This window comes from Burkholderia sp. 9120, assembly GCF_000745015.1.
Lineage (GTDB): Bacteria > Pseudomonadota > Gammaproteobacteria > Burkholderiales > Burkholderiaceae > Paraburkholderia.
In genome coordinates this window covers 6,515,676-6,539,985 of the sequence record NZ_JQNA01000002.1, presented here as the reverse complement: position 1 = coordinate 6,539,985, position 24,310 = coordinate 6,515,676, and the positions used below count along the sequence as shown (strand labels likewise).

Genomic DNA, 24,310 nt, shown 5'->3' with positions numbered 1-24,310 from the left:
GCCATGAAATCTACTCTCGACAGCGAGTTCCCCGCAGCGGATGAACGGCTTGTCGGCTGGGAAATCGAACGACGAAACACGCCGGCGCGAACGAGCTACGGCAGCGTCTTCGACATGTGCCTCGTACTGAGCGTGGTCTTTTGCGTACTCCAACTTGCAGTGCAGTTGCTGCGCGCGGACACCGGCTTGCAGGTCGTCACGTTGATTCTCGCGGTCACGATCTGGGCCGCGATGGCGGTGAACATCGAAATCATCCGGCTGAGCGCGGCTTGGAGCCTCGACCTGCCATGCGCACAAATGATGTTGCACCAGAAGTCTGCGCGCAAACCGCTGGCTGCGGCCGGCCCTCAATCAAAGGAACTACCATGAATGGAGCAGAAAGCCTCCTTCGGTCACTGGTCGCCAGCGACGTTACGGTCTGCTTCGGCAACCCTGGCACGTCGGAGATGCATTTTGTCGCGGCGCTCGACGCGGTACCCGGCATGCGGCCGATCCTGGGCTTGCAGGAGAACGTTGTCACGGGCTCGGCCGACGGCTACGCGCGGATGGCGGAAAAGCCGGCTGCCACCCTGCTTCACCTGGGCCCGGGGCTTGCCAATGGTCTGTGCAATCTTCACAACGCACGCCGGGCCTCCAGTCCGGTTGTCAACATCGTGGGCGATCACGCGTCGTCGCATTCGCTTTACGATGCGCCGCTTGCCTCTGATATTCAGGGCTTTGCACGACCGGTTTCGAACTGGGTCTATGCGTCGAAAAGCGCCCGGACAGTCGGCGCGGACGTCGCGCGCGCCGTGCACGCGGCGAAACAGAAACCGGGCTATGTCGCCACCCTCATCCTGCCCGCCGACGCAGCCTGGGACAGCGCCGACGAGGTCGCGCCGCCGCTGCCCGACACGCCCTGCGCCCACGCCGGCGAGGCAAACATCGGCCGGATCGCCGACCTGATCCGCGCGGGCGCAAAAACCACGTTCCTCTTGCGTGGCGATGTGCTGCGAGGCCGCGGCTTGAGGGTGGCAGGAAAAATCGCGGCGAAGACCGGAGCACGCCTCGTCTGCGATACCTTCGCGCCGCGCGTCGAACGCGGGGTAGGACGTGTCAGCATCGAACGCTTGCCGTACTTTGGCGAGATGGCCGTCGCTTTTCTGGAAGGCACGGAATTGCTCGTTCTGGTGGGCACACAACCGCCCGTCAGCTTCTTTGCGTATCCCGACAAGCCGAGTTGGCTGACGCCAGCCGGATGCCGGGTCGTGACGCTGGCTCATCCGCACGAGGACGGCATCGCGGCGCTCGACACGCTCGCGTCGGCATTGAACGCGCAAGGTAGCGAGGAGCGTCTGTACGAACGCAAAGAATCGACACTCTCGCTAGATGGCGATCTGGACGGGCGAAGCATCGTGCAGATGGTTGCCCGCCATTTGCCGGAGAACGCCATTCTGGCCGACGAAGGCGTGAGCGGAACACTACTGTTCTACGACCTGCTCGAAGACGCAGCCCAGCACGATCACCTGAATCTCACGGGCGGCGCCATCGGCAGCATGATGGCGGTCTCGACCGGCGCCGCAGTGGCGTGCCCGAACCGGAAGGTAGTGACACTGGTCGGTGACGGCAGCGCCATGTACACAGTCCAGTCGCTGTGGACTCAGGCCCATGAAAACCTCGATGTCGTTACCGTCGTCTTTGCCAACCGGGGCTACAAGGTCCTGAACAACGAACTAAAACGCGTCGGCGCCGCGACGGACGGCCCGCGCGCATCGCGCATGCTCGACATTGCCGCCCCCGCGCTGAGCTGGACGGATCTTGCGCACGGCATGGGCGTGAGCGCCACGCGGGTCGAGACGCGCCGAGCTTTCGATCAGGCGTTCGCGGCTGCGATGAGCGTGCCGGGCCCGCATGTGATCGAAGCCATCGTGAACTAACGTCAATCCGCCGCCAACCCATACCGGTCACGTGATATGAACCTTGGCATCGAAGGTTGAAGGGCACTTGTGAGCGGCGCAAGCAGCGGCCGGGGCCGGGTCTGCGCGCTCGCGCTGGCGCTGGAATCGGTCAGCGTCGTGATGTGCGCGGTGTATTGATAACCGGCGTGGTGACCGCATCGGCTGTCTATCCGGTCCAACCGGCCTCGCATCGCCCCGTCCCTCGAAAGGTTAGCTCGCGGACGACAGCGTGGCCTTTCGACGCTCGCTAGCGTTCGCGCAGACGCAGACCGGCACCCGGGTTCGCAGCAAGCGAGCGATACAGGCGCAGCCGACAGTCGCTGGACAGCCGCGCTTCGCGTGCACTTGCAGCTTCGTCGCCACACGCCCGATGAACGGCCGCCGCTGTGCGATGCAGCCGCCAGTCCACCAGCGGCGTGTCGAATCCGTCGGTTGCCGCAAACGCCGCCCTTGAATGCGTCATGGCAGCACCCAGACGGCCGGCTTCGAGCGCGGCCTGAGCCATGCGCTCCCAGGCCAGCCCATGCCAGACCCGCTCGTCGGTCGCCAGCGCCAGATCGAGAAACTGTCGAGCATGCCGCGCGCTGTCGTCATGCGCGCCTTTGCCGAGCGCCTCGCCCGAGATTCCCCATGCGAGTGCCAGGCGCCAGTGCCAGTCGAACATCACCGGCTCACGTTCCATGTCGCGCTCGACTTCGGCAAAGCGCGCCGCGGCGGCGGCGGCGTTGCCGATCCCCGCCTGCGCAAGCCCGACGACCACGTTCCAGGCCCGCCGTTGCGGCGCGAGCAACGCATCGCGATTGCCGAGGTGCCGGCACTCATCCGCGAGGATCGCCTCTGTCGCGCTGCGGAACTGCTTATCGGCGGCCAGGATGGTTTCGTAGTCCATCGTGTGGACGAGCAACCAGCCCCGATACACCTCGAGCGTGCGAGCGGCCAGATAGTTGCCGTTGTTCTGATAGAAACGAATGCCCGCTTCGAACTGACGAAATGAGCGGCTGAACTCGCCGAGCATCAGAGACGCCCACGCCGAGCCAAGCTGCATCATCCACATACCGCGCGCAAGGTCGACCTGCGGATACTCATGAGCATGCGCGAGCAGGATGCCAAAACCAGCCTCTACGTGCGCAAGCGCGGCAGCATAGCGCGTCGACACGATTTCGGGCATCGCATACTCGAGTTCTCCCCGCGCTAGCGCCAGCGTGTCGCCGCTTTCGCGCAACGTCTCGAGCGCCGCATGGCAAGCTTCGTCGTCCCCCTTACTCCAGCCGAGTATCCAGATACGCCTGACGTGGCAGTTGATCCGCGTCAAGGCCCTCACCTTGAGGTTCGGGTGCGATGCGCTCAGACGCAGGGCATCGTCGAGGCTCGCTACGGCCTGGCTCTGACTGGTCCAACTGAATACATGTGAGAGCCCGAGGAGGGCCCGCAACTGCACGTCGAGATCGCCATGGCGGCTTGCATCGTCGAACAGGCGCACGTATGCGTGAACGGCAAACGGATCGTGCGCAACGGTGAGCAGCGCGGCGCGCACTTCTCCGAACTCGATGCGCCAAGGTCGTTGTGCATCGGGATTGAGTTGACCAACGAGTTTGTCGCTCTGATCGAGCAACGCCAACGCGTCGCGGTGCGAATAGCGTGCTCTCGCGAGTTTCAGCGCAATACGCAGGTAGTCGAGCGCTTTTTCCCAGAGCCTTGCGTCGCTGAAATGAAGACAAAGCTCAGCGGCAATATCGCTGCGTTGATCCTGTGGAAATCGCTGTTCCAGTTGCGATGCAATGCTGCGATGAGAGGTCGAGCGACGTCCGATACCTTGACGCACATAGAACGCCTGCCTGATCAATGCATGCTGAAAAGCAAACCGCCGCGCGGTTGAACCGTCCGGAAACTGTTCGACGTCGAGATCGCGGATGAACTGCCCGCTGCGCAGCAGCACGTCACACGCTTCGTCGAACGCCGATGGCGACATGGACACCACGCTTGCCACCGTGGCCGAGGAAAACACCTGTCCCGCAACGCTCGCTGCCTCAAGCAGACGCCGCATGTCTGTGTCCAGCCGCTGGATCCGTGCTTCCAATGCCCGCATGACGGTCGGCGGCAGCGCCGAGCGAATCGTAGCGGCGCTCGCAAGCGGGCGCCAACCATCGCCATGCCGGCATACGAGCGAAAGTTCGAGCAGATGGTCGAGCAGCGCGCGCACGAACAAAGGATTGCCATCAGTGCACTCGGCCAGCAGATGCGCGAACTCCTGATCGACGGGCGACGCCGAAGCGCCTGCCGTCAGCCATAGACCGATCGCTTCATGTGAAAGCGATGGGAGGCGCAGTACGGTGCAGCCCCGATGCGTTGCAAGCGCGGACACCAGTTGCTGGATTTTGAACGGTGCGGCTTCCACGTCTTCGACGCGGAAACTGCAAATGACCATCAGGCGTGCTCTCGCGTGGCGTTGGACCAGCATCGAGAGTAGATCGATGCTGGCGAAATCGGACCATTGCAGATCGTCGAAAGTGAGCAGGAGCGTTCGTTCGGCCGCCAACGTTTCGAACAGCATGCAGCCCTCGCGCATCATGCGTTCGGGACCGGCGCCGATCAGATCGGCCTGCAGGGCACGGCGCCGTTGCGTGGGAACATGAGCCGGCATCACTACGGCCCAGGTCGGCGCGATCGTGATGATCGCTTCCAGCACGTCATCGCCCCCGGCAACGCGGCAAAGTCGGCCCAGCGCCTCGAAAAACGGATAGAACGGTTCCGCGCCACCATAGCCCTCGACGCAACCGCCTCCTGCACTGCGCAGGTCCTCCCGCGCAGAGGAATCGCGCCAACGCCCTATGAGCGCGGTCTTGCCAATGCCTGCCTCGCCCGCCACGAACACGATCTGACGCTCGCCCGTCTGCGCGCGGCGCAGCGCGTCAAGTAGCAGATCCTGCTCCTGCGTGCGGCCGACGAAAGGGTCCGTCTTGTCCTCGGAGGCGCGTGAACCCCCAACTGCCTGCGTGGCGTGGTCGTCGAGGATGAGACGATAGCCGCGTCCGCGAACGGTCTCGACGATACGCGGATGCGTCGCGCTATCGCCCAGCGCTCGACGGATCGCCGCGATATGCGATTTGATGATTTCAGGTTGCACATAGGCGTCGGGCCAGACGGCGTCGAGCACTTGAGCGGGACGAACCAGTTCGTTGGCGTGTTCCGCGAGGTAGCGCAGCACGTCGAAGGTTTTCGGCGGCAAGTCGACGCGCGAACGCGCACCTGCCGCGGCGGCCGCGCCATCCAGAGACCAAAGGCACTCGTTGACGGCATCGAGCAGGAAGCCTGAGAAACGGATGCCCGCCTGGGCCCGGAATGCGTGACTCAATCGAGAAACTCCAGGGTGGCTGACCGGGTTTCCGGCAGGCCGCGATGATCAGCGCCCCGGTTCCGCGCCGAAGGTTCCGATCATTCGAATGAGCGTAGTCCGGATGATGACCCGGCTACGCCCATTCGTCAAAAGACCGCAACGGCGATCAGGCCGCGTAGTTCTTCAGAATGCGCAGATCCGTCACGGTATACGACATGCCCAGCCGATACCCCTTGCCGACGCGCAGCGGGGCAATCAGGTGCATCTCTTCACCGTCCACCTCGGGAATCTTCAATTCGGCTGACCCGGACCAGACATCCACGATCGCGAGATCGTCGGTTAGCGACATCGTGAGTTCATCCACGGGCGGCTTGTTTTGACCGGCGGCAGCGAGCTGCGGAAAGTAACGGCGCATTGTCGTTGGCCGATTGAAAACGGCCGCCGGATCGGCAACGGGCTCCTCCAGTTGGACGCGAGCGGTCACCAGACGTTCTCCGTGTGCGGTGCAACTCGCGCCGAAGCGACTGCCTGCGGCCAGCGGAGCCGCTGCCGCGCTGGGTGCCGAAAAACTGCGCGTCTGAAAGACGCTTGCCAGTTTCTTCGGAAACCCCTGCGCCCAACCGCGGGCAATCGCCGCATCGTTATCGACGAAGATGTACGGGCAGTAGTTGATCGGTGTGCCCTCGAAGAGCGCTTCGACCATGACGAAGGCTTCGCGATACTGGTAGCGCGCGGGGTCCGTCAACTCGTCGTTCGAGCCCGTGAACTGCCAGTCCAGAAACCACAGGAAACAGCGCCCATCCGACTTCTCATCGAGCGTGACGCCCGGCGGCAGGAGCGCGGCGAGCGCCTGTTTGTCGGCCCAATATTCGATGACGAGGCAGTCGCTGGAATAGTGCCACGGCGGCATCGTCGCCAATGCGGACTTGCCCTGCGGAGTGATAGGAACTGAGAAAGCCTTAGCCATTGTCGTTCATCCTTGATCGAGGCTGCCGGAAGTCGCCGTTCACCGGGGCCGGCTTTTGGAAAACGGCAGCGAGTCACCTCAGGGCGACCATTCGAACGTGCACGTTGGCGGGACGCGTTGCCCCTTCTGTCCATCGCCATGAATCATTATTGGCGAACGCCCTGATACATCCTATCCCCCGATCAGGGGGCCAATAGCGGCTTCGAACGCCACCTTGCGTGTCGCGTCTCTGCAAGATTCGACTCTGGCGCACTCCCCCGTTCGGGTGAGCCCCGAACGAGGGATTGAGCTGCCTGTTTCGAAACTCCACACTGCAACCCTCGGTGAGTGGCGCGAGATGGCCGGCGCCCGCTCGCCACCAACAAGCGCCATGTCTCCACCGACAGCGGCGCATTCGCCAAACCCTCCCCCGGATAGAGTCACCATGAGCAAGAAAGTCGCGGAAGTCATCGTCGAGGTTCTCGAGCAGGCCGGTGTTAGCCGCTGCTATGGAATCGTCGGCGATACCCTGAATCTCATTGCTGAACACCTCGATAAAAGCACGATCGACTGGGTTCACGTTCGCCATGAGGAGGCCGCCGCATTTGCAGCCGGTGCGGAGTCCCTTCTGACCGGTCAACTGACCGCTTGCGCCGGCAGTTGCGGACCGGGCAGTCTGCACTTTATCAACGGACTCTACGAAGCAAACCGTAATCGCTCTCCCGTGGTTGTGATTGCAAGCCAGGTGGCCATGACCGAAATTGGCTTCGAGTTCATTCAGGAAGTCGATTTCCAGAATGTATTCAAAGAATGCTCCGTGTTCTGCGAAATGATCCTCACGCCGGATCAGGCGCGCCGCAAAGCCGTCATGGCATGCCAGGCCGCACTGGCCAAACGCGGTGTCGCTGTACTGATCGTGCCCGTCGATATCTCGCATGGCGAGTTGCAGGACGACCCGCCGTATCGGGTCCATCACAGTCGACCGACGATTCGCCCGAACGATCACGAGATCGCGGAAATCGCCCGTCTGCTCAATAGCGGCGAGAAGGTGTCGATCTACGCGGGCGCGGGCAGCCAGGACGCACTCGAAGAAATCAAGGCCGTCGCCGGGAAACTTTGCGCGCCGATGGCGCATACGTCGCGTGCAAAGAGCTTTCTCGAATACGACAATCCCTTCAATGTCGGCATGACTGGGATTCTCGGCAGCGAGGCCGGTTATCGCGCAGTGCTGGACTGCGATACGCTGCTTCTGCTCGGTGCCGACTTCGCGTGGAAACAGTTCTATCCTGACCACGCACGGATCATCCAGATCGACGTCGACCCGACCCATCTCGGTAGACGCCACCCGGTCACGCTCGGCGCGGTCGGTGATATCCGGCCCACGCTGCAGGCGTTACTCCCGCACCTCGAACAGAAATCCGACGCGTCGTTCCTCAACTCGTCGCTCGCGCTCTATAGAGAGTCGATGGACAAATGGGCCAGGCAGCTTCATCCGGGTCACGGCGACAGCATCCCGGCCTCATGGCTGACCTCCGTGATCGACACTCACGCGGACAACGACGCGCTGATCGCCGCCGACGACGGCTCACCCATCGTCTGGGCGTTGCGATTCTCCCATTCGAATGGCAAGCGGCGTCTGTTCGGCAGTCTGCTGCACGGCACGATGGCGAGTGCCCTGCCCAGTGCATTAGGGCTCGCGAAGGCCGCACCGGACCGTCAGGTGATTGCCTTGTGCGGAGACGGTGGCCTGTCCATGCTGTTCGGCGAACTGATGACGACGATTCAGGAGAAGGTGCCGGTCAAGATCTGCGTGTACGACAACAGCAAACTCGGTTTCGTCGAGATCGAACAGAAGTCGGAGGGCATGCTCGATACGTTCACCAAGCTGACGAATCCCGACTTTGGCAAGGTGGCCGAGGCGATGGGTTTGTGGGGCCGGACAGTACGCAACGCCTCGGAACTTGAAGGCGCCGTCGAAGACTGGCTGGCACAGCCAGGGCCGGCGCTTCTCAACGTGCTGGTCAATCCGCTGGAACTGGTCACGCCGCCGAAAATCGAATTCAAGCCGGCGCTCGGCATGGCTTTGTATTCCGCGCGTGCCTTTCTTAACGGCCGGGGCGCCGACGTACTCGAAATGATCCGCGAAAATATCTAGCGCTAAAGCGAGATAAAACCCTCGTGTCCACGGGCTTTTTTGCGCGCGTGGACCCGCCGGGTCGGTCTCGAGAAATGCCCTTTGAAATCGTGGGGCGCGGCTCCACATGACTGGATCGATCGAATCAGGCGCCGGTCCTGAGTTTAGGCGACCGGCTATGATCGAGTGCGAGAAAGTACTCGCGCAGATATGCGCAGAGCTTCTGCACCGAGGGCGTCAATTGCCGCCAATGCGGACAGATGAGACTCAGCGGCGACAACTTCCCCTCTATTTCGGGGAGAACAACTTCGAGTCGCCCGGCAAAGACGTCGTCTGCGACGTCCAATTCCGATTTGTATCCTATCCCCTGCCCTGCAACGGCCCAACGCCGCACGACGTCCGCATCGTTCGCCACCAGCGGGCCCGATACATCGATCCATTTGCGTCCCTCGCCGTCGGGGAATTCCCAGCGATCGTAGGGGCGGCCGCTCAGCATATAGATCAGGCAGTCATGCTCGCAGAGTTCTTTAAGCGAGCCTGGCCTGCCGTGTGCGTCGAGATACGCCGGCGACGCGAACAGTACGCGCCGGTTTCGAGGCACAATGGGTAGCGAAACGAAACTGGCGTCTTCGAGAATTCCGTAACGTAAGGCGATATCGGCGGGCTCCCGAAAAACATCCGTGAGCTGATCCGATAGAAAGAGTCGCAGCTCAAGCCCTGGGTGTTCGAGCCGAAAGTCGGTGAACGGCTTGAGAAGAACGTTTCTTCCTAGATCGGACGGCGCCGTGATCTGGAGCACGCCGCTGAGGTCGACGTCCTGTAGACGAAGATTCTCCTGACCTTCGCGCAATGCCGATAGCGCGCGCTCTGCAAAAGGCAGATATCGTTCGCCATCCGCTGTTAGCCGCAGGCTGCGTGTCGATCGAGCAAACAGCCGAATGCCTAGCTCCATCTCCAGCCGCTTGATACTCGCGCTGATTTGCGCCGGAAGGACATCTATCTCGCGGGCCGCATTCGAAAAGCTTCCGGTCGTCGCCGAGCGGACAAAAGCAGTGAGATCGTCAAAGCGCATTATTGCGGTCCCGCCTCGGTTGCGTGTCAATTACAGAAACCTTTCGCGAAGGCTGATCTTCGTTGATCCGATGAAACTGCTGCACGATTGCGCTACTTAAAAAACAGCAAAGCACTCTGTAGCATCGAGGGCAATTAGCACGATTACAATGGAGATACAACGCTCGATCGGGCACTCCGCAACCGGCATTCTATCGCCGTTTTTCGCCGGCCTTTGCACTCGAAAACCCGGCCTGGCGTTGTCTCGTCCCGACGAAACATACGACGCCAATCAGTCCGCCCGTCAATTCAAAATGTCCTGGATCGGAGAACCTGAGTGATAGCCTTCGCCACCTTCCGTCTGGATAGCGAAAACCGATGCGTCTGGCGTTTCTCCGATGACGGCCCCGATTGCCGGTTGCCGCTCACCCCGCGTGCATTCGATATGCTGCAATATCTGGCGGATCGGCCCGGACGGCTCGTCACGCACGATGAACTGCTGGATGCCTTGTGGCAGGGCCGGGCTGTACAACCGGAAGTGCTGAAGACCCATGTCCTGTCCATCCGCACAACGTTAGGCGACGATCCCCGTTCGCCCCGTTTCATCGAAACCCATCGCGGGCGTGGCTACCGTTTCATTGCCCCCCTTCGAGCCACGCCGGCGCGCGGCGCTCTGCCTGCTACGCCAGGCGCGCAGAACACGTTCGTTGGCAGGACCTCGCAATTAGAACGCCTGACTGGCGTGCTCGACGAAGTTCGTCAAGGTGCAACCCGCATCGTGTTTGTTTCCGGTGAACAGGGAATCGGCAAGACGGAACTGGTCACACGCTTCCTGAATACGCTGGCCGACGACACAACGGTTCTGACGTCGATCGGTCGTTGCATCGAGGGCTACGGCGGAATGGAGAACTACTACCCCGTGCTCGGCGCGCTGACGAAACTCGTCCGTGGGCCAGCCGGGCCGCTCGTCGCACAAACCCTTGCCGCGGTTGCGCCGACCTGGGCTTTCCACATGGCCGGCGCGCTGCCGCGAGAATACCAGCGGGACCCCACTTATCAAACCGGGGCCGGTGCGAGCGCGCGCATGCTGCGCGAAATCTGCGGGTTTCTCGACGAGTTGACCCGGCAGCGTCCACTGGTGTTGGTACTCGAGGACCTGCATCAATCCGATTACCTGAGTGTCGACATGCTCTCTGCGCTGGCGCGTCAGCGTGGCGAGTCGCCTCTAATGGTCGTCGCGACGTACTGCGCCGAAGAGGCGGCCATGCTCAGGCATCCGTTGCCCGTCCTCAACATGGAATTGCGACTGAAAGGTCTGTGTCACGACATCGTACTGGAGCCGTTGAGCGAAACCGCCGTCGCCGACTATCTGAGCGTTGGTGGGCAAGCGCCTGACGGCGCTACGGCGCAAGACGTTGCCACACTCCTACGCGATAGAACCGGTGGCAATCCGCTTTTCCTGGCCGCTACATTGGATCAGCTTGCCGCGCTAGGGATGGCGCGGCTCGCACCCGATGGCTGGCGCTTCGATTCCCTGCCGCACAACGCGCTGCTTGCGGTCCCGACCGCGTTGGGCCAGGTCATCGAGCATCGCATCCGACGCCTGAGCGCCGTACAGCAACATATTCTCGAGATCGCCAGCGTCGCAGGACAGACCTTCAGCGCGGCGAGTGTCGCAGCTGCCGCCGATATGTCGCACACGGAGGTCGAGCATGTCTGCGAGGTTCTGTGTGCACAGGAAAGCTTTATCCGACGTGACGCCCATTCGTCGTCGGCACATCACCTCGATTCCGGCAGCTACCGGTTTCGCCATGTGATGTACCGGCAAGCGTTGTACGAAAGGCTCGGACTGCTCCGCGTAGCGAGCCTGCAAACCCGCATGACCGAAACACCCGAAGCGCCCATACCGATCGATGAGTTCAGTGAGATCGACCCAAAGCCCGGCTTGCGCATCGAAGCGGCGCATTGGCTCAACCGGGACCTTCACTAACGACGCGGTCTCGCGCCTTGCATCCAGCGCATATAGACAGCCAGACGCCCTTCACGACTGATGCTGCCAGCGCTGCGCACTCATGCCATAGACGACGCCGCGCACCCGATTCAGGTTACCAAGCGGACGGAACAGCGGCGGTGCATTCCATGGATTGAACGCCATTGCGTCGACTTCTTGCGCGGCCCTTACGCCTTCTTCGTCATAGATGTTCTGGCAAGGAATATGCAATGTTGCGATCTCAATCGGCGCAGATATCTCTTCTCGCCATTGCACGCCGGCATCCTCGATCGGTGTCTTCTCTTCATCGACGAAACGCTGAACCGCGAGGCGAAAACTAACCGGAGCGACAACAAGGCGATTCGACAACTCTTTATGCAGATCATCCGACACCTCGTCTGCGGCAGCGACGGCGCTGTGGGACCACGCCGGCCGAAGATCGAACCGGACCGCCTCTTCGCCCCACAGAATCGCTCCCCGGCTCCAGAAACGTTGCATCGCGAGGCTCGTGCAGGGACGCGCCCCTTGCTGAATGTTGTCGAGCATGCGTTTTGTCTCGGCTTCTCCGAAACTCGATAACAGACGCTCCTTGAACGTCTCCCGCGGACCTTGCGCGAGCGAAGCGAAATCGACGAATTGCCGCGCATTGCGTGCGTGCGAGACTGGAAAGCTTGTCAGAAGGAAATCATGGATCGCGGTTTCATTGAGCGTCATCTTCAAGGCGATCCCGCGCATATCGGGAGCCGAGTCCGGTTGTGGAATCGCACTGGCGTTGGAGAAGCGCACCGCCACCGGAATCGTCGCACCCGGCTGAAAATGCAACACACGGAACGCTTCGGGAATGATGTCGTCTACGATCAACGAGGCATTGGTGACGCCGACCACCATCTTCGAATGAAGCGTGCGGTCGTACCGAGTCTTTCCAGACCTGACCATGTTGTTCTGTTGAATCTCGAGCATCTTCGCCGCCAGATCGAGAAAGATCTGTTTTTCCGCTTCCGGGGATCCGCCGTCGTACACCTCTCTCCACACTTGCATGAGAACCTCCATTTTCCAGAACTACGATCAGTGACGCATCGCCAAGGCAATCAGAACGTGAAAGGGAAGCACCAGCAGCGCCGTGCCCGCAACCCCAGCCAACCATAAGAGCACAAACCATCCAGCACCTTTGCCGGACGAGACAAGCCTTTGGATTGCAGTTTTCTGCATGGTTGTGTCGATGTCGAAGAATCGATCGGCGCTTTAGTGATAGCCCGACTCACCGCCCCTCAGCTTGCCTTTGAACACCCGGTACTGCATCGCGTTGTACACCAGGATGATTGGCAGCACGATCGCAGTGCCCACCAGCGCGAACAGCTGGCTCGCGTGACTCGACGATGCTTCCCAGATCGTCAGCGAAGGCGGCACGATATTCGGCCAGATGCTGATCAGCAAACCGCTATAGCCGAGAAAACACACGACCAGCGCCAACACGAAAGGCGTCGCTTCGTGGCGCAGCTTGATGGAGCGCAGAATGCCCCATGCACACGCCAGTACCAGAACGGGCACCGGCAGAAACCATCGAAGATCTCCAGCGCCGAACCAGCGATGTGCAACGGCAGGCAGACCCATCGTCGTCCACAGACTGATCGCGCCGATCATGCCGAGCAGCAGCCACACGAGTACGCGCATCACTGAGCGCATGCTCCGTTGCAGATCACCCTCGGTCTTGAGGATGAGCCAGCCACAACCGAGTGTCGCATAGGTGACGAGCACACCGATACCGCAAAAGAGGCTGAACGGCGAAAGCCAGTCGAACGGACCGCCGGCAAACCGATGGTCGACGATCCGGATACCTTGCAGCAGTGAACCCAGCACGATTCCCTGGCACAGCGCTGCCAGTGCCGATCCACAGGTAAAAGCCAGATCCCACGCATGCCGCGTACGCGTTGCCTTCGCACGCAACTCGAACGCCGCGCCGCGGAATATCAGGCCGACCAGCATCAGGATGAGAGGCAGATAGTTGGCAGGCAGCAACGTCGAATAAACCACGGGAAAGGCGCCGTAGAGCCCCGCGCCGCCGAGCACGAGAAAAGTTTCGTTGCCGTCCCACACGGGCGCAATCGTCTCGATCATGACATCGCGGTCACGTTTCGCCTCGAAGAAAGGAAACAGCAGTCCGATACCCAGATCGAAACCGTCCAGCATGACATAGATGAACACGCCGAGTCCGATGATGGCCGCCCAAATCACGGGAAGATCAATCTGCATGACGTTACTCCGTTTCCAGCGCGTCGAGCGCGCGATTGTGCAGCACCGGATGTTTGCGCTGCCCTTCTCCCTCGATATATTCTTCCGGCCCGCGTTTCATCATCCGCAGCATGTAATAGATGCCGGTGCCGAACACCGTGAAATAGACGATCACCAAAATCAGCAGCGAGACGCCTGCCTGCTGCGCGTCGATCGGAGCGAGCGAGTCGACGGTTCGCAACACGCCATAGACGGTCCAGGGCTGCCGGCCGACTTCGGTCGTCACCCAGCCGGCCAGCAACGCAACGAGTCCAGACGGTCCCATGCACAGCACGAGCCACTGATACCAGCGGGTTTCGTAAAGTCGGCCGCGTATTCGGAGCATTAGTCCAAGCAGCACGGTCAGAAGCATCAACATACCGAGCCCGGCCATGATGCGGAAGGTCCAGAAGATGATTGGAGAAAATGGCCTGTTTTCCGGTGCAAATTCTTTCAGGCCGCGAATCTCGCCCGTCCAGCTATGGGTCAGAATCAGACTGCCCAGATGCGGTATCTGGAGGGTGTAACGCGTTACTTCCGCGTTCATGTCCGGCAGGCCGACCAGGTTCAGCGCGGTTCCGCCCTTTTCCGTCTCCCAGAGCCCTTCTATCGCCGCGATCTTTGCCGGTTGATACTTGCGTGTGTTGAGACCGTGCGCATCGCCGACAAAAATCTGAATCGGCGTGAGCAGTAGCAGAATCCAGAGCGCCATCGAGAAGCTGCGGGCCACGGGGGTGTCGCGTCTGCCGTGGAGCAGATGCCACGCGCCACACGCGGCGACGATGAAGCCCGCAACGATGAACGCCGCGATGGTCATATGCGCGAGCCGGTAAGGAAAGGACGGATTGAAAATGATCTTGAGCCAGTCGACTGGCACGATCCGGCCATTTTCGATGGCGTATCCCTGCGGCGTCTGCATGAAGCTGTTCGATGCCAGAATCCAGAACGTCGAGATCAATGTGCCGAGCGCGACCATGAGGGTCGCAAAGAAATGCGCTCGCGGACTCACACGCTGCCAACCGAACAGCATCACACCGAGAAAGCCGGCTTCCAGAAAGAACGCGGTGAGCACCTCATAAGTCAGCAATGGCCCAGTGACATTACCCGCCACGTTCGAAAATCCGCTCCAGTTGGTGCCGAACTCGTAAGCCATCACCACGCCTGACACGACGCCCATGCCGAAACCCACGGCGAATATCCGCGACCAGAAGGCAAACATTTCACGGTAGGCGCGGTCGCCTGTGAACAGCCAGAGCGCTTCGAGCACGGCGAGAAAGCTGGCCATGCCGATACTGATCGCCGGAAACACGATATGGAACGACACCGTGAAGGCGAACTGCAGCCTTGCGAGGTGGAAAGCATCGAACATGTCCATAAGCGTCACTCCCTCTCCGGCTGATTGCGGACGAATCCGGCACACGGCATCCAGACGGCCGGGTGGAACTTCGGACCTCGGCACTAGCTACAGTGTGCTGCGGCCGCAAACGTGTTCCTATCCCCCTGGTGGGGGCTCACCTGACAGAGGGATGTGCTGCGAGCGAACGTGGGTGTGCTTTGGGTGGGCGTATGCTTACGCTAGATTGGCCAGCGGGCCGATCACCTCCAATGACCGGCGCCCCATACCGCTAAACAAGACCGTAGCGGCTTGCCAGTGTGACTGCTTCGGTTCTATTTTTGACCGACAGCTTTTCATAGAGATGCTTTGCGTGTGACTTGACGGTTTCCGGTGCGATGCGCAAATGCGCGGCGATCTGCTTATTCGTGAGGCCCGAGCCCATCAGCCGGACGATCGTGTGTTCGCGCTCGCTCAGACCCATCGGCGGCGTCAGTTTGCCGAGCCTGACGGACGCCGCGCGCACCGTTCGCGATTGGATCTCGACGCGGCGGCGCATCATCAACGCGCCCAGATAGGGCAGCAATTCGCGTTGATCTTCAACGAGTTCACTCTCCCCGCGAACGATGACTTCGATGAGTCCGCAGACCGGTTCGCTGCAATCCACTAGCGTCTGATGCAGGCCGGACTGCGCAGCCGATTCGATCAGTGTCACGAGCAACAGCATCGCTTCGTCACGCCGGTTGGTAGCGAGTATTGCTTCCACCAGCAATAGCCCGATCATCGCGGCGCCGTAACGATCCCGTCGTACGCGGCTCACCTCGTAGAGCCGATGCAGCGCATCCGTGTCGACCGTGTCCGGCGCACGAACCAGCGCAAGGCGCGCCTCGCCGAGTACACGATAACGCAGGATCTCGAAGTTGACGCTACTGTCAGATACCTCTTGTTGCTCGTCCAAACGCGCCAGCCGCCTAACGCGAATTTCAGCCTCGTCGGCGCAGTGTCGTATCAGGTGCGCTTCGATCTGCCCTGCAAGACTTGCGGCCTGGAGCCGCGGCCAGCCACGCCGGATCGCGAGCGTTTCGGCTTCCTCGAGGAGCGTGATCGCGCGGCCCACCTGCCCCCGTTGCAAGGCGATGCGGGCGAGCAGGCCATAACTGCGCACGGCGATTTCAGGCGCTGCGCCCTGTGAGATATGCCGCAGGCGTGGCGCGAGCAGCGCCTCTGCGTCGTCGATGCGACCGGCTTCGTAAAGCACTTGTGCGGCGACACAGGCAGGAAACGCGTCGATCAACGTATGACCCATATGACGGCGTGCGAAATCGAGTGCATCCTGCGCAAGAACGCGTGCGGCCCGGAAATGCATTTGACTGAGCGCAATCGCCGCGTCGATCGCCAGGTCGAATATCCCGGTTATCGCGTGCAACGCGCTGGGCTGGGAACCGGGCTGCCGGCGCTTCACGGCATAGAGCTTCTCGATATCGCCGAGCCGCCAGTAGACCCAACGACACGCCGTCAACGCGACCGGCGATGTGACGCCCGAACGCAAGGCAAATTCCACGGCGGACAATGCGTGCGCAACGTCGTCCTGAAGGACGAAAGCCGCCGCGCACAACGCGGCCGTTTCGCCTCGGACTGCGGCGGCGGCCGATCCTGGCAAGGTCGCAGCTTGCAGGTCGACGCGTTGCGCCGAACGAAGCGCGGCGTCGATATCGAATTTGGCGAGGTGGTGCCAGCCGCGGGCAAGGCCGCGCTGCAAATGACCGGGTCTGCCACCCGGCACTTCATTGAAAGGCAGCGTCAAGGCATGTTCGCTGGCAAAAATGCCCGGGCGTGGCCGAACGACACGTCGCTCACGTTGGGTCCTGTCTGGAGTGAATTTGCAGATCGGCGCTTCATTCATGTCACGCTCCGTCGGTAACCGGATGGCCTACACCAGTCGGCGAATATCTGAGTCAAGACTAAACTCAGATCCGCTAAAGAGCGTGAAGATGAGGTTTTATTTTGGTAAAGGTCGCGTCATTAACCGTCTAACTTATGACTAAACGGAAATGAAAGATTTATTGGAGGGAATGTAAGGCGGTGCGCTCACTCGCGCGGTTTGTCCGGCCTGACCGGATTGCGCCTGGCAATCGAAGAGCGCAACGCGGAGTAAGCAGGGGCCACCATCGGGTAATCTGCGGGAAGCGACCACTTCGCACGATATTCGTCCGGGGTCATGCCAAACTGGCGTTGCAGGTAACGCTTGAGCGATTTCAGCTTTCGTCCGTCTTCCAGACAGACCAGATAATCATCGTGTACCGATTCTTCGATCGGCACAGCGGCGCGTTGCCTGATGCGTTCGGTTGCGGACTCGTAGAGCGCCACGAGTGCGGCGTGTGTGCTGGAGATGAGCGCCGGCAGTTCGCCCGTTGGCAGCGAATTGCTGGCAACGTAACTCGCCACAATCTCTACTGTGAGCTCGATAAGGTTGGCTTCGCGTGGCACAGGTGATTGGAATCAGTCAAACGATGGATGCGTGACCGCCGGACCAACGACGAATAACCCACACACGGCAAGACACGTTTCTTCGCGACATCGTGACGTCTCCTCAGGCAGGCCGAAGTTCACTATGAATACGGATCGCGACGCACACAATCCCCCACATGGGGGCTGCGTTATACCCGCAAGCCGTGCAGCGTTTGCATGGTGCGCTCAAGCCACGCCAACAGACCGTGATGTGTCGTGGGCTGGTCGTGGCTGACCTGCATCAACGCCTGCCCTCGCCGTTCACGCTCGGCGAGTTTCGCGGCCAGCGCCTGCGACATCCCCGGGTGCACGCGCAACAGGCCCGCGACGGCGCTGGCGGGCAGATCGAACACGATGACGTGTGTTCTCGCGAAAAGATCGGCGTCGACCGCGACCCCCGCGACCGGCCCGCTCTCGCCGAAGTACTCGCTCGGCGAGAAGCGCATCACTTCGACGATCTTGCCATCGCGTTGCGTCGACGCGCTGACCACGCCGTAACCCACGATGCTAATTGCCGCAGGCACCTCGCCGGTGTGCAGCAGAACATCGCCCGGGGCGAGTTCACGCACCGTCATGGCCCCGGCAAGCTGGGTTTTCTCGAGCGTCGACAGCAAACCGAACACGTCGATACCGTCGATCAGTTTCCGCGCGAGTGGATGGTCTCCGGTCTCCTTGAGAGCGTCACGCGCGTCGGTGAGCGTTGCAAGCGCCTCAAGATGGCGGTGCGCCGCGTCGAAGAAGACATTCTTCGTTTTGTTGGAATCGCCTTCTCCGGAGACGAAAAAAGTAATCTCGTAGTCCACCGCCTGCCAGCCTACCGACTTCGTCACGATATCCACCGGCTTTGCCTCGTCGATATCGACACACGACTCGACGGCCAACCGCAGCGCGGTAATGACCGTCGACGGCCGCAGAGTCGGCACCGCCTGAAAGTTCACGATGGTCGCGTGCACGCCGCCCGGCACACTCGTATTGGTCACGCGCGTTTTCGCGATCGTCGAATTGGGCACGACGATCAGGTCCTGATTGCGCTTGAGAACATGCGTCGCGCGCCAGGTGATTTCGAGCACCACGCCTTCCGTGCTGTCGTCGAGCGAGATGTGATCGCCCACCCGGTAAGGTGCCGTCGCGTTGATGACGAAGCCCGAAAACAGATCGGCCAGTGTGCTCTGCAGCGCGAGACCGAGCACGATGGCGACGGCACCGGAAGTCGCCAGCACGCCTTTGAGGGGAATGTCGAATACGTCTGCGACTATCGCGACCGCCGCCGTCAGATAGAGCAGCGTCTCGACGACATCTAGCGTAAAGCGTTCCTGGCGGGTCCGGTCGTCGAACGCGAAGTACAGACGCGCCAGCAGGCTCGCAGTCGATGCCGCCAGCAGCCACCAGACGATCTGCACCGCGCCGCGCACGAGCCGGTATTCGGCCGCCGCGCTCAGATCGGGCGTCTGGGTCGGGGTAATGTGCGCGCGGAAGATCGCAACGGTGAGAAGCAGAAACGCGGCACAGCGCAAAGCCGCACGCAGCGCGGTGAGACGGCGCCGCCCGCACCACAGCAGCAGCACGCCGTTGAGCGCGACGGCGCCCAGCGGCATCATCAATTGTTCGAAGCTGCCCGGCATCTAAGGGCTCTCCAGATCGGCAACGCCTACTTTGGTCTCGCGATCCGCAGGGAGATCGCCGCTTCGATAACCGCCTCCCAATGCCATGGTCAACCCGATTGCTGTCTGCAACTCGTCGCCAGAGAGCTTGACGAGAGCGAGGCGCGCTTCGATAACGGGCGCCTTCGCGTCCATCGCGCTCACCTGATCCGACAGGCCGGTTTGATAACTCGCCTTGGCGCTGTCACTGGCGAAACTGAGTGCGCCGATTCGCTCGCGCTGCAACTGCATGCGATGGTCGATGTCTTCGATCGCGCTCCCGCTTTGCGCGACGTCGCGCACCGCGTTCAGCACCGCCTGGTTGTATTGCTCGATCAGCGTATTACTCACCGTACGCGCACCGTGCAGATTGGCGTTCAGACGGCCACCGTCGAAGATCGGCAATGTGAGCCCAGGAATGATATTGATCTGCTGGGCCGAGTGCGTGAACAGATCGCGCAGGCGTAGCGCGTCCAGACCAAAAAATGCGGCGATGTCGAAGCTGGGATAGAAAGCGGCCTTGGCCGCATCAATCCGGTCAAGCGACGCCTCGATCAACCACCGCATTGCCTGGAGGTCCGGGCGACGTGCCAGCAATTCGTACGAGAGCGAGGCGGGCAACGACACGGACGGCGTCGGCAATGGCACCGGCACGATTGCGGGCAGGTTGTCGGGGCCGGCGCCTGACAGCGCACGCAGCGCCTCTCGTGCATGCACGATCTGCTCTCTGGTCGATTCGATCTGCTGGTCGATCGCAAGCAGTTGCGCGCGGGCCTCGTTGGACGGCGTCAGCGCTTCGAGGCCGCGCCCGCTGCGCGCCGCGTGAGCGTCGTAGTCGAACGCGCGGGTCGCGCGAAGCTGCTGCAAAAGATCGAGGCTCGCATAAGCAGTCTGAATCGTGAAGTACAGCTCGGCGACGCCTGCCGCGACTTCAAGCTCGGCCTGCGCCGCCTCTTCGCGCTGCGCGTTCTGTTCGCCTAGCGCAGCGCGAACCTGATCGCGCTGCTTGCCCCAAATGTCGATATCGTAGTGCCCGTCGAGACCGACTAATCCTGAGGTGTACCACGGGCCGTATGCGCCAATCGGCGGATTGTGATCGGCGTAGGCGCTCAGGAAGCCATGATCCGACACGTGCTGCTGATCGATCTCCGCATGTGCGGAGATTTGCAGATCGGTGGCTGCGCGAGTCAGTTCCACCTGCGCCCGCGCCTGGGATACATGCTCCTCGGCAATCGCGAGCGTTGGTGCGTGAGCCAGCGAGAGCTCGATCAGCGTGTTGAGTTGAGGATCGCCGTACTGGGTCCACCAATGCGCCGAGGGCCACGCTTCGCTCGGCAGACGAATGCCGTCGTCGATGCGCACCTGCTGCGGCGTGATCATCGCGGCCGGCGGTCGATCGTGGTGGATGATCGCGCACGACGCCAGCAGCGGCATGATCGACGGCACGATCCATCGCGCGAAATAGTGCTTCCCTTTGCCGATGACGGCGCTGGAGCGAAAACGCGATTCCCGAATGACGCAGATCATGGCGTCACCCGAGCACCGGTTGTTCCGCAATCTCACGCGGATTGGCCGTCCAGCGCGGTAACCCGGCTAGCGCGCCGTCGATTCTTCGCGTATGCCAGACGAGCGTGCGCGCCTTTGCGTCTAGCGATGGCGCGAACGGACCCAACGCACTGAAGTCGATCGGCAATGGCGGCATCGCGTCGGGAATCTGCATGACCAGACCGTCCGCGTAATGGTCCAATGCGTCGGCGACGTTGGCTTGAAATTGTGCAGCGTGCGGCACGATCGATTCCGTCACCGAGCCGAGTGTCGCCTCGGCATTGAAGGCGTTGATCGCGAGCAGCAATGCGCGGCCTTGTGCGAGCACCGCTTGCGACAGAATGGTCACGTCTGGAATGTCACCTTCGCGCCAGTCGGGTTCGAGCGCGACGCGCGCAAGCATGGCCGAACAGTCCGCGAGTTTGCCCCATAGCGTCGACGGCGCCGGTTCGGCCTGCGCCTGAGAAGCTGCAGCGCCGCGCAGGAGCTTCGTTGCATTCGCCCGTGCTACCGCCGCGATCTCGCGTAGCACCGAGGCAAGTTGTGAGCGCAGCGCGTCACCTTCGCCTTCCGGCCACACCCACGTTTGAATGAAAATCGCCACGCCGACACCCAGCAGAATGCCCACGATCCGGTCGCGAATCTCCGTGAGGTCGGACGGCGGCGAAAACGATACGAGCAAGGCCAGCGAGAAAGTGAACATGATCTGCGTGCCGGCATAGCCAATCCGCTCCGAGCCGGCCGATAGCCACGCGCCAAGCGCAATCACGGGGAGTGCCATCAGCAGGAGCCCGGTAATGCTCTCAAGATGGGGAATCACGAATGCGACCATGAACAGCGCGAGCCCGCTGCCGGTCAGCGCACCACACGCGCGCAGGATGCCTTGACGCGCGGATGCGCCGAGACTCGGCAACGCCACGATGAGGCTCGTCAACATGATCGTGTGAATACCCGGCCATTTCACCGCGTTATAGAACACGTAACAGATCATCACCGATAGCAACGTGCGCAGCGCGAAGCGTGCATAGCGTGGATTGGTCAGGGCGTCCGGCTGGAAGAACGCGGCACGGGTCGGCGCATTTTGGGCGAGATCGCCGGGCGCGCCCGTTCGTGTCGATCGCGCGTCGCTCGGCTCGCTACGCGCTGCATCCGCCAAAGCGCTGAGGGTGCGCTCCATCATGTCGACGCCCGCAATCGAAGTGGGCTGCGGCGCTCGGGCCGGCGCGTTCCAGCGTGGCCACTGTGCATCGTCGCCGATCGCCAGCGACATTGAAGCGAGTTCGCCCTGCACGATGCGCAGGGTTTCGGTCCGGTTCGCCCCGGACACAGGAATGCGCTCCGGCAGATAGGCTGCCGCCTCCACGATGCGCGACACGGCCGCTACGCTCGCCAGCATCGCAGACGCCTCCGCTTCGCTCAAATGGCGGCGCATCGTCGTAAAGCGCAGCAGCTTCTGCAGCGTCATCGTATCGACTTGCAGCGCCAGCGCACTGACTGATTCGAGCGGACCGCGTGCATCGGCCAGCGCCGCGAGCCTTGCTTGCGTCACGGTCAGCAGCCGTTGCATTGCGGCGCGCAATTGGCGCTCCGGTTCCGCCGGCAACAGCAGTGTGTTGAGGATCAGCGCGGTCACGACAGGATAGTTGACCGCCGCCCACACCCACAGGCAGCTTCGCACGAGCATTTCGGTGTTATCGGTCAGGTCGCCGAAACTCTGCGCATAGATCACGATCAGCGAGACCAGAAAAAAGACGAGCCCGAACCGGGTCACCGCGCGCATCAGATAGACGCCACAGAAAAAAATCGCGCTCGCGATCAGGATGCGCAACATCGGATAGCCAAAGGCGATCGCATATAAAGCGACCACGCAAGCCACCGCAAAGGTGACGCCGATCACCAGATTGGCCGCAATGACACGTGTCAGTACGATGTTCGACTGCGTAACGTAAAAGATCACCAGCAACGACAACGGCAGTTCGGGCACCCGCAAAGTCATCGACACGATGATGACGAACGCGCCGCCCAGTACGCAACGCAGGGTGACATTGCCGCGCCCCGGATAAGGCGCGAGTTCCGTGCGCAGGAAAGCCGCGAAACGGGTCAGCGGCGCGGGCCAATCCAGCATCGACCGGGTGCTTTCCATATTGCTCACGACGGCGCTCCGTCGCGTGCGGCCTGCGCCTGCCGTGCGTCGTCACGGGTCGGACGCAACACCGCAACAGCCGAGGTGCCGATCCGGAACAGCCGTGGATTGGGCTGATCGACCAGGATCTTCACAGGAAAACGTTGCGCGACGTGCACCCAGTTGATGCTACGTTCGATGGACGGCAAGCCATTGGCCGTACTGGCGCCATCCTGAGGATCGACGCCGAAGCCGATCGAATCCACCACTCCGTTGAAACGGATCCCGGTGTCGCTCATCAGGTAGACGGTGGCCGGCGTGCCAGGGCGGATGTGACTCAGTTCGTTTTCGCGGAGATTTGCAATCACATACCAGTGCCGCGTGTCGATCAGCGTGAACACCGGTTTTTGCGCCGATACGTATTGCCCGATCGACGTCCGTAGTTCAACCACAAGGCCATCGAACGGTGCACGCACGGTTGCATATTCAAGGTTGAGCCGGGCTGTCTGGATCTGAGCCTGCAAGACCGAGCGCTGCGCGACGAGCGCGTCGACACCGCTGACGGCCGCCCGGGCTCCGCGCTCCTGCTGCTCGGCAGCATCGAGTTCAGCCTGTGCGGAACGTTGTGCGGTTCGAGCCCGCTCCAGTTCATCTGCGGAAACGTAGCCCATCGTGATCAGCGGCCTGGTTCTGGCCAGGGTGTCGGCGGTCTGCTTCGCCGCCGCTTGCGCACGGATCACTGCCGCCTTGGCGCCCGCCGCGCCAAACACTTGTGCGTTCACACTGCGTTGAGTGAGCGGAATCTGCGCGTCCAGTTGAGCGAGTTCGGCTTGCGCCCGTTGAAGAGCATATTGATAGGGCCTTGGGTCGATCTGAAGCAGCAGATCGCCTCGCTTCACTCGCTGATTGTCTCGCACAGCGAGCGTGACGATCTTGCCGCTCACCTCCGGCACTACGCCGATGGTGTCCGCGTAGGCGTACGCGTCGTCGGTGCGCGGTGTCGTGTCAACGCGCCAGATCACTGCGCACACCGCGAGCACGGCAAGCAGGATCAGAAGGATGGCCAACCAGGGTCGGGGACGACGCTGGTCTGCATTCGCGCGGTTCGAAGCTGTCATGTTCACACCGTCGCTCGCATGTCGATCATAAATTGAACCCGGCAGTCCAGAGCGCGACTGCGAATAACACTGTCAGCGCGGGGTAGACGAGTGCAGGAGGTTCGAGTAGCGCACCTCGTCCACTGCGCGACAACAGCACATGCACGCAGGCGACGGCCAGCACGGCGCCCGCGATGCAAAACAGCCAGTCAGGAAAATAGGCACCGAGTATCGCGATCGTGGGCGAACCACTGCACCCTGCCGTCAGGACGCACAGCGACAAAACGAAGCCTCCGCGAATCCGCCTGAGCCAATTGAGCCAATTGAGCCGGGTCGGCGCGCTGCGCTGTCGTGTTTCGGACATGGCTTGACCCGAGAAACGAGCCACATTCTTCGCCGGAGGCCG

18 protein-coding genes are annotated in these 24,310 nt (G+C 61.7%); 5 read left to right on the top strand and 13 right to left on the bottom strand.

Translation table 11 applies throughout. The features are described from left to right. Positions 1-3 precede the first annotated feature (3 nt). Positions 4-369, top strand: a complete 366-nt coding sequence (locus FA94_RS39320; RefSeq protein WP_035561537.1) for a hypothetical protein — start codon at positions 4-6, stop codon at positions 367-369. Further along, positions 366-1,916: an acetolactate synthase large subunit gene (locus tag FA94_RS36930; RefSeq protein ID WP_035561534.1), complete on the top strand. Its 1,551-nt coding sequence runs from the start codon at positions 366-368 to the stop codon at positions 1,914-1,916. The genes FA94_RS39320 and FA94_RS36930 overlap by 4 nt, the downstream gene beginning before the upstream one ends. Positions 1,917-2,184: 268 nt before the next feature. Here the strand turns inward: FA94_RS36930 and FA94_RS36925 are convergent, their stop codons facing one another. Both FA94_RS36925 and FA94_RS36920 read right to left on the bottom strand, forming a co-directional pair. Continuing rightward, positions 2,185-5,289 carry an ATP-binding protein gene (locus FA94_RS36925; RefSeq protein ID WP_035561531.1) on the bottom strand — a complete coding sequence of 1,035 codons (3,105 nt, stop codon included), beginning with the start codon at positions 5,287-5,289 and terminating at the stop codon, positions 2,185-2,187. Between the two features lie 148 nt (positions 5,290-5,437). Further along, positions 5,438-6,238 (bottom strand): acetoacetate decarboxylase family protein, encoded by an 801-nt coding sequence (locus FA94_RS36920; RefSeq protein ID WP_035561527.1) that lies wholly within the window; start codon positions 6,236-6,238, stop codon positions 5,438-5,440. 424 nt (positions 6,239-6,662) lie between these two features. On the opposite strand from FA94_RS36920, the gene FA94_RS36915 reads away from it, so the two are divergent. Then, positions 6,663-8,372, top strand: a complete 1,710-nt coding sequence (locus FA94_RS36915; RefSeq protein WP_035561524.1) for a thiamine pyrophosphate-dependent enzyme — start codon at positions 6,663-6,665, stop codon at positions 8,370-8,372. A gap of 124 nt (positions 8,373-8,496) precedes the next feature. Here the strand turns inward: FA94_RS36915 and FA94_RS36910 are convergent, their stop codons facing one another. Continuing rightward, positions 8,497-9,423, bottom strand: coding sequence for a LysR family transcriptional regulator (locus FA94_RS36910; protein ID WP_347880830.1), 927 nt, complete (start codon positions 9,421-9,423; stop codon positions 8,497-8,499). A gap of 315 nt (positions 9,424-9,738) precedes the next feature. Here FA94_RS36910 and FA94_RS36905 point away from each other — a divergent pair, with 315 nt between their 5' ends. Further along, positions 9,739-11,391 carry an ATP-binding protein gene (locus FA94_RS36905; RefSeq protein WP_156126792.1) on the top strand — a complete coding sequence of 551 codons (1,653 nt, stop codon included), beginning with the start codon at positions 9,739-9,741 and terminating at the stop codon, positions 11,389-11,391. Positions 11,392-11,442: 51 nt separating this feature from the next. On the opposite strand, the gene FA94_RS36900 is transcribed toward FA94_RS36905, so the two are convergent. The 4 genes from FA94_RS36900 to FA94_RS36885 all read right to left on the bottom strand — a co-directional run bounded on the left by FA94_RS36900 (position 11,443) and on the right by FA94_RS36885 (position 16,358). Further along, a complete protein-coding gene (locus FA94_RS36900) occupies positions 11,443-12,441 on the bottom strand; it encodes a catalase family protein (RefSeq protein ID WP_156126791.1) in 999 nt (332 codons plus the stop codon). A 192-nt stretch (positions 12,442-12,633) separates the two neighbouring features. Then, positions 12,634-13,641, bottom strand: coding sequence for a cytochrome d ubiquinol oxidase subunit II (cydB, locus tag FA94_RS36895; protein ID WP_035561522.1), 1,008 nt, complete (start codon positions 13,639-13,641; stop codon positions 12,634-12,636). A 4-nt stretch (positions 13,642-13,645) separates the two neighbouring features. After that, positions 13,646-15,034, bottom strand: coding sequence for a cytochrome ubiquinol oxidase subunit I (locus FA94_RS36890; protein WP_035561519.1), 1,389 nt, complete (start codon positions 15,032-15,034; stop codon positions 13,646-13,648). A gap of 250 nt (positions 15,035-15,284) precedes the next feature. After that, positions 15,285-16,358: a helix-turn-helix transcriptional regulator gene (locus tag FA94_RS36885; RefSeq protein ID WP_231585165.1), complete on the bottom strand. Its 1,074-nt coding sequence runs from the start codon at positions 16,356-16,358 to the stop codon at positions 15,285-15,287. On the opposite strand from FA94_RS36885, the gene FA94_RS39715 reads away from it, so the two are divergent. Next, positions 16,290-16,913 (top strand): hypothetical protein, encoded by a 624-nt coding sequence (locus FA94_RS39715; RefSeq protein WP_231585168.1) that lies wholly within the window; start codon positions 16,290-16,292, stop codon positions 16,911-16,913. The two genes, FA94_RS36885 and FA94_RS39715, sit on opposite strands and share 69 nt — an antisense overlap. 167 nt (positions 16,914-17,080) lie before the next feature. Here the strand turns inward: FA94_RS39715 and FA94_RS36875 are convergent, their stop codons facing one another. The 6 genes from FA94_RS36875 to FA94_RS38435 form a co-directional block, all read right to left on the bottom strand. Continuing rightward, positions 17,081-17,479: a Ros/MucR family transcriptional regulator gene (locus tag FA94_RS36875; RefSeq protein WP_035561510.1), complete on the bottom strand. Its 399-nt coding sequence runs from the start codon at positions 17,477-17,479 to the stop codon at positions 17,081-17,083. Positions 17,480-17,649: 170 nt separating this feature from the next. Further along, complete coding sequence (locus FA94_RS36870) at positions 17,650-19,122, bottom strand: mechanosensitive ion channel domain-containing protein (RefSeq protein ID WP_035561507.1); 1,473 nt, start codon at positions 19,120-19,122, stop codon at positions 17,650-17,652. Continuing rightward, positions 19,123-20,667, bottom strand: coding sequence for an MdtP family multidrug efflux transporter outer membrane subunit (locus FA94_RS36865; protein ID WP_353611447.1), 1,545 nt, complete (start codon positions 20,665-20,667; stop codon positions 19,123-19,125). 4 nt (positions 20,668-20,671) lie between these two features. Beyond that, positions 20,672-22,828 carry an FUSC family protein gene (locus FA94_RS36860; RefSeq protein WP_063771851.1) on the bottom strand — a complete coding sequence of 719 codons (2,157 nt, stop codon included), beginning with the start codon at positions 22,826-22,828 and terminating at the stop codon, positions 20,672-20,674. A 5-nt stretch (positions 22,829-22,833) separates the two neighbouring features. Continuing rightward, complete coding sequence (gene mdtN, locus FA94_RS36855; protein ID WP_035561504.1) at positions 22,834-23,925, bottom strand: multidrug transporter subunit MdtN; 1,092 nt, start codon at positions 23,923-23,925, stop codon at positions 22,834-22,836. Between the two features lie 25 nt (positions 23,926-23,950). Beyond that, complete coding sequence (locus FA94_RS38435) at positions 23,951-24,268, bottom strand: YtcA family lipoprotein (RefSeq protein WP_081936319.1); 318 nt, start codon at positions 24,266-24,268, stop codon at positions 23,951-23,953. Positions 24,269-24,310: the final 42 nt, after the last annotated feature.